The sequence below is a fragment of the Hespellia stercorisuis DSM 15480 genome, assembly GCF_900142165.1.
Lineage (GTDB): Bacteria > Bacillota > Clostridia > Lachnospirales > Lachnospiraceae > Hespellia > Hespellia stercorisuis.
In genome coordinates this window covers 55,086-70,478 of record NZ_FQZY01000015.1, presented here as the reverse complement: position 1 = coordinate 70,478, position 15,393 = coordinate 55,086, and the positions used below count along the sequence as shown (strand labels likewise).

General features: G+C 43.3%; 5 protein-coding genes. All 5 read left to right on the top strand.

Annotated elements, in window-relative coordinates:
• Positions 1 to 42 precede the first annotated feature (42 nt).
• Positions 43 to 6,339 carry a SpaA isopeptide-forming pilin-related protein gene (locus BUB85_RS06270; protein ID WP_073106996.1) on the top strand — a complete coding sequence of 2,099 codons (6,297 nt, stop codon included), beginning with the start codon at positions 43 to 45 and terminating at the stop codon, positions 6,337 to 6,339.
• Positions 6,340 to 6,411: 72 nt separating this feature from the next.
• Positions 6,412 to 6,552: a hypothetical protein gene (locus tag BUB85_RS21705; protein ID WP_164651566.1), complete on the top strand. Its 141-nt coding sequence runs from the start codon at positions 6,412 to 6,414 to the stop codon at positions 6,550 to 6,552.
• A gap of 6 nt (positions 6,553 to 6,558) precedes the next feature.
• Complete coding sequence (locus tag BUB85_RS06265) at positions 6,559 to 7,659, top strand: DUF5688 family protein (protein ID WP_026648906.1); 1,101 nt, start codon at positions 6,559 to 6,561, stop codon at positions 7,657 to 7,659.
• A gap of 73 nt (positions 7,660 to 7,732) precedes the next feature.
• Entirely contained in the window at positions 7,733 to 8,041 is a 309-nt protein-coding gene (locus tag BUB85_RS06260; RefSeq protein WP_026648905.1) for a hypothetical protein, read from the top strand.
• A 3-nt stretch (positions 8,042 to 8,044) separates the two neighbouring features.
• A complete protein-coding gene (locus BUB85_RS06255) occupies positions 8,045 to 15,376 on the top strand; it encodes a DEAD/DEAH box helicase family protein (RefSeq protein ID WP_028086449.1) in 7,332 nt (2,443 codons plus the stop codon).
• Positions 15,377 to 15,393 lie beyond the last annotated feature (17 nt).

Genomic DNA, 15,393 nt, shown 5'->3' with positions numbered 1-15,393 from the left:
CTGTCTGTTTTAATACAAATATATGAAAGAGAGGACCTTAGCATGAAGAAAAAAGGTAATTTTAGAAAAGTAGTATCTGGCTTGCTGGCAGGCATGACAATGCTTAGTACAGTGCTGTCTCCGATGACGGCATATGCAGCGGAGATCCAGCCAGAGGAAAAACCTCCACTTTATGAGGAAGTGAAAGACCTTCTGGATGAAGATGAGGTGGTGACTGCCAAAGATTATGAAATTGAAACAGGCAGTGTATTTGATGTGAAATCAGATTACACGGGACTGGAAATCAAGGATGATAACAAGGTCAAAGTCACATTTGAGGAAGCAAAGAATGACAAGGATGAGGATTTTACGACAGATCATGCGGACACTTACAAAGCGGTCTATTATGTGGAACCGGTAAATCAAGAGCATCCGAAGTACCAGATCAGCCGAAAACTGATTGTGCGTGAGAAAGCAACAGAAGCTCAGACTGAAACTGCAGGGAGTGAAGCAGTGACCGAATCAGAAACCGCTGGCAGTGAACAGCAGACAGAGGAAGCGGAGGATTCAGAAGCAGACTCGGAGATTACCGATATTGACGCTGATGAATTTGATGATTTAGTAGAGCAGGCACAGAATCAGGATACCTATGATGAAGAATCAGGGTTAGAGCTTCATGATGTTTTGGAACAGGCAGGAGACGAAGGTGTGGATCTTGATGCTATGGAAGAGGGAGAGATTGCAACATTTGAAGCAGTTTCAGCTTATTCAGCAAGAAGTACACAGCAGGTAACAATTGAAAAAGGACCACTGTATAGATATGCAGATTATAATCTTGGAACCTATCTGACAGAGCCGTACTATATCAGCTACGGAAACGTCAGAGCAATTGCGTATTGTGTACAGCCAGCTAAGCCAGGACCTGGATCTGGAAATTATACAATTACAAAGATTGGAGACAATCAGGCGTTAGCAAAAGTGTGTTATTACGGCACAGATGCCGCAGGGAGCGAAAGCTTTTTTGCGAATAAACACACGGATTTTTCAGAAGGAAAAAGATTCATCATCATTCACATGGCTGCATCATATGCCAACGGAAGCAGTGATGCATTTTACGGAACCAATGCTACAGGAGAGGCTTTGGCAAAAGAACTCTATAATTATTGTGTGAATAAGCCGGAAATACCAGATGTAGCGATGTCATTTTCAAAGCCGGATGTAAAAGCTTATGTAGATAGAAATGTTCAGAGAACGGAGAACATTAAGTTCAACGCATCTTCCCAGCAGAAAATCACAATGGACTTACCAAAAGGAGTAAAGCTCCATAATGTATCTACTGGAACCGTAAGTGCGGCAGGTGCAAGCGTAACAATTGGAGGAGGAACCACGTTTTATCTCTCAGCTCCTCTGACACAGACAAGAGATGTAAGTGATACTTTTTCTGCAAAAATGAAGGGAAGTATTACAAAAGATTATTCAGCATATAAATTGACTACGAATGCAAGTGTTCAGGATCTGGCATTTGTATTTGGAGAAGGTGTTGCTGATGAAAAATATGTAAGCTTAAAGGTGTCATGGATTGAACAGGCTACGATCGAAATCGTAAAGAAAGACGATACAGCGAATGTCAATCTTGCAGGTGCAGTATTTGGCGTTTACAGCGATGAGGCTTGTACAAAGCTGATCACTCAGATGCCTGCAACAGATAAGAATGGAAAATCCTCTGTTACGATTATCAAGACACAGGATACCGTTTATCTGAAAGAAATCACAGCACCACAGGGATATGTAGTAAATGCAACGGCAACAAATGTAAAACTGGTAGCAAGTAAGACCTCAGCTGTAACCGTGGAAAATAAGGAGCAGCTTGCAGAGCTTACTGTTTATAAAGAAGGTCAGGTGCTTACCGGAGCAGAAGTCAGTGAGAGTGGAACCGTATTCCATTATGAGAACCGCAGACAAAAAAATGCTGTTTACAACGTGTATGCCGGAGCAGATATTGTGACTGCGTATGGTACAAAAGTGTACAGCAAAGGTGATCTGGTGAAAGAAAATCTGACAACAGGTGAGAATGGCTCTGTTACCCTGAAGAATCTCCATCTAGGAACTTATGTGGTAAAAGAAGCAAAAGCACCGGACAACTTCTATAATGGCGGCGAAGAAAAGACAGTGACGCTGACTTATGCCGGACAGAATAAAGAAGTTGTATTTGCGGATGTCACCTTCAACAATGAGCGTCAGAAAGCAGAAGTCACTGTAGTAAAACAGGATAAAGATACAAAGAAACCGCTGGAAGGTGGTATTTTCGCCCTGTATGCGGCAGACGATATCAAAAATGCAGATGGTGTAGTTGTTGTAAAGAAAGGCACCCTGATTGAGAAAGCCACTACCGGTGAGGATGGAAAGGCAAAATTCACAGCAGATCTGCCTATCAATCATTCCTATTCCGTAAAAGAAGACCAGGCACCAGAAGGCTATGTAAGAAATACAGAAGACGTGTATACGTTCAAGTTCTCTTACACCAATGATAAAGAAGCAACCGTATCTTTCGCCCATACCTTCAGCAATGACCGTGTGACAGCAAAAATCAATTTATTCAAAGTTGATAAAGAAACAGGAAAAGCCGTTCCGCAGGGCGATGCAACACTGAAAGGTGCAGTCTACGGATTATATGCCCGTGAAGATATCGTGCATCCGGATGGAGCAACCGGTGTGATTTATAAAGCAGGGGAACAGGTGGCTTCTCTTACAACGGATGAAAAAGGACAGGCTTCTGTAGATGGCTTATATCTTGGCAAATATTACGTCAAGGAGATCACACCACCGACCGGATACCTGGCAGATACAGAAGAACATGATCTTGAATGTAGTTATGAAGGTGATATGACTGCAGAAGTAAAAAGAGAATGCATTTCCAGTGAACAGGTGATCAAGCAGCCGTTCCAGATTATCAAAGCAGCCAACAATGGAAAGACCGATGCAGATCTGTTATCCGGAGCCGGATTTACAGTTTATCTGAAATCTTCCCTTACAAAGAAAGCAGATGGAAGCTATGATTTTGATTCTGCTAAACCAGTAGTGAGTGGAGAAAACGGAGCTACTGAGATTTTTACAGATGAAAAAGGTTATGCCTGCAGTATTCCATTACCATTTGGAAGCTATATTGTCCGTGAAACAACAACACCACACAATTACAAGCCAGTCGATGATTTTGAAGTGAATATCACAGAGAACCATCCGAATGAGCCACAGATCTGGCGTGTGCTTCTGGACAAAGAGTTCAAGGCAAAATTGAAAATTGTGAAAAAAGACGATGAAACAAAGAAATCCGTCCTGATTGCAGGAACAGAATTTAAGGTATATGACCTGGATAACAAAAAATACGTGGAGCAGGTAACTACTTATCCTGTGACAACCACACACAAGTCCTATTTTACAGACAGTCAGGGTTATCTGATCATGCCAAAGAACCTGAAAATCGGACATTACCGGATTGAGGAAGTCAACGCACCGGAAGGGTACACAATCAACAAGAATTATATGGAGATTGCTGTTGATGCAAACACTGCTTATCAGATGGATTCAGAAAGCGGCGATGCCATTATCACAGTTGATTACGAGAATCATCCGGTAAAAGGAAAGCTGACGATCTATAAAAAAGGTGAGATGCTGAGTGGATTCAAAAAGGATTTTGTTTATGAAGAAAAATATCTGAAAGGTGCAGAGTTTAACGTCTATGCAGCGGAAAATATCTACACACCGGATTATCAGAAAGATGAAAATGGAAACAGACAGCTGATTTATGCAAAAGATGCTCTGGTAACAACGGTAACGACCGGGGAAGACGGAAAAGCAGTTGCAGATAACCTGCCGCTTGGTTCTTACTATGTGGTAGAAAAAACAGCACCGGAAGGATTTGTTCTGAACCATGACAGATCGGATGTAGCATTTGTCTATGCAGATCAGGATACACCTGTGATCGAACAGGAAGTGACTGTTGGTGATGACAGACAGAAAGTTGCAATCCAGGTAGAAAAACAGGATGCAGAAAACGGAGCAACGGTAGAAGGTGCAGTCTTTGGCATTTATAACAAAGATGATATCAAAGCAGAAGGCAAAGTCATTGTCAACGCTGATACCCTGTTACAGGAAATGACTTCTGATAAAGATGGAATTGCTTCCTGTACGCTGGATCTGCCACTCGGACAGTATTATGTAAAAGAGTTAAAGGCACCGGCAGGATTCGTTTCTTCCGATGAAGTTCTGAATCTGGATGCTTCTTATCAGGGACAGGACGTGAAGACAGTAAAACTGAAAACAGTGAAGAAGAATCAGCCGACAACGGTTGAAATTACAAAATCAGATGTGACAACAGGTGTGGAACTGGATGGAGCAAAACTCACCGTTCTTGATAGAGAGGGGAATGTCGTAGATCAGTGGACTTCTGTAAAAGACCAGCCACATGTGATTAAACGACTGACCGTTGGGGAGGAATATACCCTTCGTGAAGAAATCGCACCGTATGGATATCTGAAAGCAACGGATGTGAAGTTCACACTGGAAGATACCGCAGAGATTCAGAAGGTAGAGATGAAAGATGAAGTGCCGACAGGACTTTTAATCATCAACAAAAATGGAGAATTTTTGGATAAAGTGACACTTCTGGACAATGTAAAAGGCACTGTGGAGCATCTCTTCGAATATGTAACCGGAAGCCTTACAGATGTGACTTTCGATGTATTTGCTGCGGAAGATATCAAAGCGGCAGATGGTGTCAGCAAAGATTATTACAAAGCAGATGAAAAAGTAGGAACTATTACTACAGATTCCAATGGTATTGCACAGATGGATAATCTCCCGGCAGGCAAATACTATGTGAAAGAAGTTAAAACTGCCCATGGCTATGTATTGGATGGAGAACCGAGATATGTTGATCTTTCCTACCGTGATCAGGACACACCGGTAATCACTTATGATGAAAAATGGCAGAATACCCGTCAGAAAGTAAAGGTTACTGTTCTGAAGAAAGAAAAAGATACAGACCGTGTTCTTGCAGGCGGCGTCTTCGGCCTTTATACCAGTGAAGATATCAAAAATGTAAACGGAGATGTGTTGCTTGAGAAAGATTCCCTCATCGAGCAGAAAGCAACCGATGAGAAAGGACAGATCACTTTTGCGGCAGATCTTCCAGTAGATGGAAAATATTATGTAAAAGAGAACAGTGCACCGGACGGATTTGTGACAACGGAAGAAGTGCAGGAGTTTACCTTTGAATATGCCGGAGAAGATCAGGCAGAAGTAAGCTATGATTTTACGTTTGAAAATCAGCCGACCACAGTGGAACTGACAAAAACAGACCTGACCACAGGCAAAGAACTTCCAGGTGCACACCTGAAAGTGACGGATGCAGATGGAAATGTTGTGGATGAATGGACTTCTACAGAAGGATCTCATGTGATCAAAGAACTTGTTGTAGGTAATGAGTATACCATGACGGAAACAAAACCGGCAGACGGATATGTTACTGCAGAGAGCATTACCTTTACGGTTGAGAATACAGCTGAGATTCAGAAGCATGAGATGAAAGATGATGTGACCAAGGTTCAGATCAGCAAGACAGATATCACAGGAGATACAGAGATTCCTGGTGCAAAACTAACGATTCTTGATAAGGACGATCAGGTAGTAGAGAGCTGGACTTCCACAGAGGAGGCACACTATATTGAAAAACTGCCAATTGGTAGATACACCTTACGAGAGGAACAGGCACCAAAAGGATATCTTCTGACATCGGATGTGACATTTGAGGTGAAGGATACTGGAGAAATCCAGAAAGTGGTTATGAAAGATGATACTGCCAAGGGAAAAGTCATTCTCAATAAGACAGATAAATCATCTGGGGAACCGCTGAAAGGAGTAGAATTTGAATTCCGTGACAGCAAAGGAAAGGTCCTGGAAACCTTAAAAACAGATGCTGCCGGTCATGCCGAGAGTAAGCTGTATGAGATTGCCGCATTCAAGAACGGCAAATATGATACAGCAATCAAGTATTATCTGGTGGAGACAAAAACACTGGATGGATACACACTGGATCAGACCAAGCATGAAGTGACATTTGCCTACGCAGACGACAGTACGCCGGTTGTAGAAGTTACTTTCAATCTGACAAATGAGAAACCGGAAGTTCCGGAAACACCAAGCACACCAGATGTGCCGCAGTCCCATGAAGAGACGAAGGTATCAGATGCACCGAAGACAGGAGATAACACAAATATCTGGCTGCCGATTCTGCTTCTGCTTATCTCTACCGGAGGCATGGCAGGACTTTATATCAGCAGAAAGAAAATCAGAAAACAGTAATCCTCAGTAAAGGGGGCCCTGAATCAGGGCTCCCTTTAAAATACAAAAATTCACAGAAAGGGACAGAAAAATATGATGAAAACAATGGAAAAGAGACAGGAAGCAAGAAAGAACCAGGAGAGAACTTTAAAAAGAATGATGGCTTATCAGAAAAAAGCCGAGCAGATGGTCAGCAGGAAAAGAATGAACCATCACATGATCAGAAAGGGGTAAAAGCGTATGATGAACAGAAAAGAATTTTATGAATATGTCAAAGATAATGTAAAAGACTATTTGCCGGATTCATATCAGAATGGAGAAATCCGTATTGAAGAAGTTGCAAAAAATAATGGATTAAGGTTGACTGGCATTTCAATTCCACAGGGTGATCAAAGAGCTGTGCCGATGGTATATCTGGATTCTCTTTATATGGAATATGTCAATGGAAAAAATCTGGATTCCTGTGTGGGTGATGTGGCAGATATGCGTATTGAAGTGCAGGACAAAGCGGCATTTATCAATATGGGTCTTCCGGATATTTTGGATTATGAAAAAATGAAGGACAAATTACAGGTGAGAATCTGTGACCGGGAATGGAATGAAGAACGCCTGGCTGATAAAGTTGTTACCGAACATGGAGATTTTGCAGCATATTACGCAGTGAATGTGGAAGAAAACGAGGGAGGAATTGGTAGTATTCCGGTTACTGTCAATCTTATGAATGAATGGGGTGTGACAGCAGAACAAATCCAGGCAGATGCAGTGGCGGCAGACAGAAATCGTGGTGTTGTTTTGATGGACATGAATGAAATGATAAAATCCATGATTTTTGGTGAAGAAGCAGAAAATCTTTTGAATGAAAAACTGAATGTTGAAGCAATGGAAAATCCAATGTTCTGTCTTTCAAATGCACAAAAAATGAATGGTGCATCACTGTTACTGCAGGAAGATATTCGTAAGCAGATCGGTGAATGCCTGGGAAGTGATTATTTTGTTCTTCCCTCTTCAATTCATGAGGTGCTGATTCTTCCTGATAACGGAATGTTTGAAGTACCGGAATTAAATGCCATGGTACAGGAAGTCAATGAGACGCAGGTAGAGAGGCAGGAACAGCTTTCGGATAAGGTTCAGTTCTGTGATGGAAAGACAGCAGTTATGGAAAATGCCGAACGCAGGGAAGCACGTCTGGAGAAAGAAAAAGCAGCAGAAAAAGCAACTGGGAGAACAGAAGCAAAAGGTGGAATCCATGGAAAACTGGAGAAAGCCAAGGCGGAGATCAAAGCAAAAGGGACAGATACAATCCCAAAGAATAGGGCGAAAGACCTTGCCTCAGTATTATAACGAGAAATAACGATGATTTTGAGGGGACTGTGTGAGCAGTCCCTAATTTTATGAAGATGGAGGAGAAAAGAATATGGACTGGTGTTTATATGGTGATGATAAAAGAAAGGAAATGGATAGAGATTTAAAACCGGAATATCTTTTGGATGACTTACGGAGATATCAGGATGTATTTGGTGAAGAATTTGGTGTAAAAGAGCTTCTTATGCTGGAGGATATCCGGGTAAAGGCTATGATTGCCGGAGCACTTGCAGATATGCCGGAATTTCTTATTGATCAGATTGGAAAAGCAAGTAACAGTAGTAATTTTCCTTCTATGACAAGGGCAATGGAACGGATTGCCGATGTTGTAGAAGAAAAGTGGGAAGAAGAAAGGGAGTAACAGATGGCAAATAAATTATATGCAATGGAACTTCTGACGGAGGAAGTGGCAAAGGATGTTGCTGCCAATCCGCAGGAATGGATGCGGTTTCTAAATACTGCATCCAGGCTGTACCGGTACACTTTTCCGGAACAGCTCTTGATCTATGCACAGCGTCCGGGAGCAACAGCCGTGGCATCCATGGAAATCTGGAACCAGAAGATGTACCGATGGATTAAAAAGGGTTCTAAAGGAATTGCCCTGATAGATAACACATCCGGACCAAAAACGAAACTCCGATATGTTTTTGATGTGCAGGATACTTATAAGGTAAAAAATCTGGGCAGAGATCCGCAGTTATGGAATCTTAATCCAGAAGGAGAACAACTGGTGGCAGATTATCTGCAGGAGCGGCTGGCACTGGAAGCAACAGAGGGAGGATTAGCAGAGGTTCTTCACCAGGCGGCAGAAGAAAGTGTGCAGGCCTGGTTGCCGGATGCTTTCGACGAACTGCAAATGGATGTAGCCGGCACTTTTCTGGAAGATCTGGATGAACAGAATCAGAAAGTGGAGTTCCGGGAACTGATGACAAACAGTGTCTGGTATGTGTTACTGAACCGATGCGGACTGGATGTGCAGGAATATCTTGATGCAGAGGATTTTCGTCATATTACAGATTTTAACCAGTTAAAGGTTATTGGACACCTTGGAAGTTCTGTGAATGAGATCAGCAGACCGGTATTGATGCAGATTGGACGATATGTGTTGAATGACTTGGAAAAAGATCTGAAAACGGTTGCAAAAGAAAAAGAAGTAGCTTATAATGAATTTAACACGTTAATTCGTGAAAGCAAAACAAGGAACACAGAAGATAGAGGAGAAAATAAGGAGGAAACAGAGCATGAGAGAGATCACTTACAGCCAGAATGGAGAGTACCAGATTCCGGATATCAGTCTGGAGGAGACGAGAGGAACGATCGGGAAGTACGGATTGATGAGGAAAGAGTATCTGAGAAACCACAAAGTAGCCAGATTCAACATTCTGACCTTACAGAACCGTCTGGACAGTCATCTGATGGAAATCGACAGCCAGGCAAGGCAGAGAGTAGACAACCTGATGTCAGAACTTCTGGAGAAAAACCCGGCACCGGACAAAATGGCAGACGGGATGGCATGGACCAGACACATGAACCAGATCAAAGCACAGGCAGAGGAACTGGTAATTCAGGAGATTATTTACAATTAAGTCTGTTCCCGACAGAAGAGGAACAGTTAGGAGAAATAAGGAAAGCGGTAGCTGCATTAGAACAGCCAGCCGCTTTTCTTATTTCTGATGAAGTAGTAGATGATATTCTCCGCACGGGAAGTGGACAGAAAAATACACTGTTTCATATTACGGCAAGACTGATTGAAGGTCTGGATAATGAAGAAATGCAGAACTTCCTGAAGGAGGAATATGAAACAGGTGGAAAAGGATTTACCATAGATGGACAGAAAATCAGTATCTGGTATGACAATGATGGTATCCGTATCCGACGGGGAGATTCCGCCAGAAGAAACTTTGATCGCATGGTTACGTGGGAAGAAGCGGCGGACAGAATCCGGGATATGTATGAGGATAGAAGTTACGTGGATAATCTGATTTCCAATAACGCCATTGAACAGGAGCAGGAAGAAATGACCAATCTTCTTGCACTCCATTTTCGGGATACCAGCAGAAACCGGGAGGAGCAGCAATCATATTCGGATTGGCAGGATGTCGTGCGGGAAGCTTGGACAGATTCAGCGGAAGCAGATGCAATTGCCCATCGCTTTGAATGGCTGCAGAAAGATATGGATGAGAATCCAGAAGATTATCGCAGGTGGGAGATTCAGCATAATCCGGAATATTTCCAGCGTTTTCAGGATCTCCAGAGGGAGCGTTCCTGGGTAGACCAGAAATTTACGGTCGAACGTCCGGCCCTTTCCTTTATCACACAGGATGAGATAGATGCAGTCCTTAGAAGAGGCGGGATCACTGCCGGAGGACGGAATCGGATCTATGAGTATTTCATGGAACATCACGATATAAAGGATGCAGCTGAGTTTCTGAAAAATGAGTATGGTACAGGTGGAGCAGCACCTGGGATACCGGGAGCGTATGAATCCGATGCTTCCCATGATGCGAAAGGATTAAAACTTGCGAAAGGGAAGATTGGCAGTCCAGATGTAGAAGTTCTATTAAAGTGGAATAAGGTTGCAGAACGTGTCCGTCAGCTGATTCGCACCGATGATTTCTTATCACCGGAAGAACTGGAAAAGTATGAAGAACGGCAGGAAGCACAGAGACAGGCGGATCTGGAAGGAGCTCAGCAGGCTTTGGAAGTGGAGCAGGAAGGCTCTGATCAGCAGGAAATACGAGAGGAAAATCAGGAACCGTCGGAGGTTGAGACACAACCGGAAGCAGTAGAAGATGCAGAAAAAAAGGAAGATATAACACCAGAACAGTCTGATATTCCAGCAACAAACTTCCATATCACAGATGATGAACTGGGACAGGGAACACCAAAGGAAAAGTTCCGTGCTAATATCATGGCAATCCAGCTTTTAAAGAAATGCGAGGAAGAAAACCGCAATGCCACACCAGACGAACAGGAGATTTTATCCCGATATGTAGGCTGGGGAGGTCTTGCTGATGCTTTCGATGAAACAAAATCCGCATGGGAGACGGAATATCTGGAATTAAAGACAGTCCTTACACCGGAAGAATATGCAGCAGCCAGAGCTTCTACCTTAAATGCCCATTACACACAGCCAATCGTGATTGAAAGTATGTATCAGGCGTTGGAAAATCTGGGATTTACAAAAGGAAATATCCTGGAGCCATCCATGGGTGTTGGTAACTTCTTTGGAATGCTTCCTGAGAAGCTGAACCAGTCAAAACTCTATGGTGTGGAACTGGACAGTATCAGCGGTAGAATTGCAAAACTGCTTTACCCAGATGCCAATATCCAGATTAAAGGTTTTGAGAAGACAGATTATCCGAATGATTTCTTCGATGTGGCAATCGGAAATGTGCCATTTGGAGCTTATAAAGTGAATGACAGGCAATATGACCGCTATAATTTTATGATTCACGATTATTTTCTGGCAAAGACAATCGACCAGTTGCGTCCGGGTGGTGTGGCAGCTTTGATCACAACAAAAGGAACCATGGATAAAGCATCACCGGAAGTCCGAAAGTATCTGGCAGAACGTGCCGATCTCCTTGGAGCCATCCGCCTGCCGAACACAGCATTCAAAGCAAATGCAGGAACGGAAGTCAGTGCAGATATTTTATTCTTCCAGAAGCGTGACAGCATGACAAAAGAGATGCCGGAGTGGGTGAATCTTGGAAGTGATGCCAATGGAATTACGGTCAATCAGTATTTTGCAGACCATCCGGAAATGATTCTGGGTGAGATGAAAGAGGTATCCGGTCCGTATGGTATGGAAACAACCTGTATGCCGATAGAAGGTGCTGATCTTGAAGTCCAGCTTGCAGAAGCTGTCAGGAATATTCATGGAAATATGGCACCTGCAGTTGATGTGGATGCAGAACTGGATGATGTACCAGAGAGTATCCCGGCAGATCCGAATGTTCGTAATTACAGTTATGCGGTTGTAGATGATCAGGTATATTACCGTGTTAACTCTCTGATGAATCAGGTAAAGATGCCTGCCGCTACTGCAGAACGTGTAAAAGGTATGGTGGAGATCCGAGACACGGTGCGTGAACTGATTGCCATGCAGATGGAAGAATCCGTAACAGATGAAGAAATTCACAAACAGCAGGAGAAATTGAATCAAGTATATGATGCTTACACAGCAAAGTATGGAGTCATCGGAAGTAATGCAAACAAGCGGGCGTTTTCTGATGACGCTTCTTATTGTCTGTTGTGTTCTCTGGAAGACCTGAACGAAGATGGAACATTGAAGCGAAAAGCAGACATGTTTACGAAACGAACCATCAAAAAGGCAGTGGCGGTAACCAGTGTGGAAACTGCGACAGAAGCCTTAGCATTATCATTGAATGAAAGAGCAAAGGTGGATCTGTCCTATATGGCACAGCTGACAGGAAAGACAGAAGAAAAAATCACGGAGGAACTGGTTGGAGTTATATTTAAGAACCCACTGACAGACCAGTGGGAGAGTGGAGATGAGTATTTATCTGGAAATGTCAGGGAGAAGTTAAACACAGCAAGAACCTTTGCAGAGAATCACCCGGAATTCACACCGAATGTCCGTGCATTGGAAGCAGTTCAGCCAAGAGAACTGGAAGCATCTGAAATCGAAGTAAGGATTGGGGCAACCTGGATTGAACCATCGGATTATCAGGACTTTATGAGGGAACTGCTTCATACTCCGTGGTATCTTGCACAGAAGGAGATACAGGTAAAATATTCTGAGGTGAATGGTGAGTGGCGGATTACCGGGAAAAATGCAGACAGTCCAAGAAATGCGTTTGCCTATGCAACGTATGGAACCGAGAGGGCAAATGCTTACCGGATTCTGGAAGATACACTGAATCTGAAAGATGTTCGTATCTATGATAAGAGTGTCAATGAAAATGGGGATGAGATTCGTGTCCTCAATAAAAAAGAAACTATGCTGGCATCACAGAAACAGGATGCCATGAAAGCAGCATTTAAGGATTGGATTTTCAAAGATCAACAGAGACGTGAAAGACTGGTAAGAGTTTATAATGAACGGTTTAACAGTATCCGTCCCCGTGAATACGATGGCAGTCATCTGACTTTCCCAGGAATGAACCCGGAAATTGAACTTCGCCCACATCAGAAAAATGCTGTCGCACATCAGCTTTACGGGGATAATGTGCTTCTGGCTCATGTAGTAGGAGCTGGGAAGACCTACGAGATGGTAGCGGCTGCAATGGAGAGCAAACGTCTGGGATTATCACAAAAGAATCTATTTGTCGTGCCGAACCATCTGACAGAGCAGTGGGGAGCCGAGTTCCTGCAGTTATATCCGGGAGCCAATATCCTGGTGGCAACCAAGAAAGATTTTGAACCGGCGAACCGGAAAAAGTTCTGTGCCAGAATCGCTATGGGAAACTATGATGCGATTATCATCGGTCATTCCCAGTTTGAGCGTATCCCAATCTCTGATGAGAGGCAGGAAGCCATGCTGCGGAAGCAGATTGACGATCTGGAAATCGCAATCCAGAGTGCAAGATATGAGCAGGATGGCGGCCGCTATACGGTAAAGCAGATTGAAAAGACCAGAAAAACGCTGATGACAAGACTGGAGAAGCTGAATCAGAAAGAGAAAAAGGATAATGTAGTTACCTTTGAAGAACTGGGAGTGGATCATCTGTATGTAGACGAGGCACACAGTTATAAAAATGCGTTCCTTTATACAAAAATGAGAAATGTAGCCGGAATTGCCCAGAACGAAGCACAGAAATCAGCAGATATGTTTAATAAATGTCAGTATCTGGATGAGATTACCGGTGGAAAAGGCATTACCTTTGCAACGGGCACACCGATCAGCAACAGCATGACGGAACTTTATGTCATGCAGAGATATCTGCAGAACAGCAAATTACAGAATATGGGCTTGGGATTATTTGATTCCTGGGCATCCACGTTTGGAGAGGTTGTGACCAGCATTGAACTTGCACCGGAAGGAACCGGATACCGAGCAAAATCCAGATTCGCCAGATTCTATAATATCCCGGAACTGATGAATATGTTCAAGGAGATTGCAGATATCAAGACTTCGGATCAGTTGAATCTTCCAGTACCGGAAGCGGAATACGAAACTGTAGTATTGAAACCAACAGAACAGCAGAAAGAAATCGTAGCAAGCCTAGGAGAGCGTGCGGAAGTGGTAAGAAACGGTGGCGTAGATGCTAGTGTAGACAATATGCTGAAAATTACCAATGACGGAAGAAAACTGGCACTGGATCAGCGATTGGTCAATGAACTATTGCCAGACGATCCGGGCAGTAAAGTGTCGGTCTGTGCAGAAAAAAGCTATGAAATCTGGAAAGATACAGTTGTACAGAAATCGGCGCAGATCATTTTTTGTGACTTGAGCACACCGAAAGGCGATGGCAGTTTCAATGTTTACGATGACTTGAAACAGAAGCTGATGGCGAAAGGTGTACCGGAAAAAGAAATTGCATTCATTCATGATGCAAATACCGAAGCAAAGAAGACGGAGCTGTTTGGAAAAGTAAAATCTGGGCAGGTTCGTTTTTTGATTGGTTCAACAGCAAAGATGGGTGCCGGTACCAACGTGCAGGATCGTCTGATTGCTCTGCATCATCTGGATATTGGCTGGAAACCGTCTGATCTGGAGCAGAGGGAAGGACGTATCATCCGGCAGGGAAATCACAATAAAAAGGTTCATATCTTTCGGTATGTGACAGAATCCACCTTCGACAGCTACATGTGGCAGTTGATCGAAAATAAACAGAAGTTCATCTCCCAGATTATGACGAGCAAAGCACCGGTCAGAAGCTGCGAAGATGTGGACGAAGCGGCACTGTCCTATGCAGAGGTTAAGGCACTGGCAACTGGAAATCCGGCAGTAAAAGAAAAGATGGCACTGGACGTGGATGTGGCAAAACTGAAACTTTTAAAAGCCAATCACATGAATAACCAGTACCGTCTGGAAGATGATATTGCAAGAAATTTTCCACAGCAGATTGCAAAATTGACCGAGACTATTGATAGCTACAAAGCGGATATTGCCCATTATCAGGAGCATAAAATCACAGATCCAGAACAGTTTTCCATGGAGATCAGCGGCAAAGTATTTACAGAAAAGAAAGAAGCAGGAGCGGCACTACTGGCAGTCTGCAAGGACATGAAAGCAGTCGATGCAGCAATGGATATCGGAAACTATCAGGGATTCAACATGAGAATCCAGTTCGACAGCTGGAGTAAGGAGTTTATCCTGTCTGTGAAGCATGAATCGGTATCGAAAGTTCATCTGGGAGCAGATGCCCTGGGAAATATCACCCGTATCAATAATCTTCTGGAAAGCTATCCGGAGAAACTGGCAGAAGCGGAGCAACGATTGGAAACGGTACAGGAGCAGCTTACAAATGCCAAAGAGGAAGTTGGAAAGCCATTCACAAAAGAAGAGGAACTGAACCAGAAACTGGAGCGACTGTCAGAACTAAATGCCCTTCTTAATATGGATGAACGGGAAGACACAGAAGCAGAGCAGTCAGAATCGAAAGAGAAAGAAGAACGACCGGCACGTGGTTCTATCCATGAGAAATTGCAGATTTATAAAGAAAAAAGCCAGCGGGAAAGCGAGAATGGCAGGGAAGATAGAAAAAGGGACTTCGGTCTGGAATAAGAAAACAGGAAAGATGG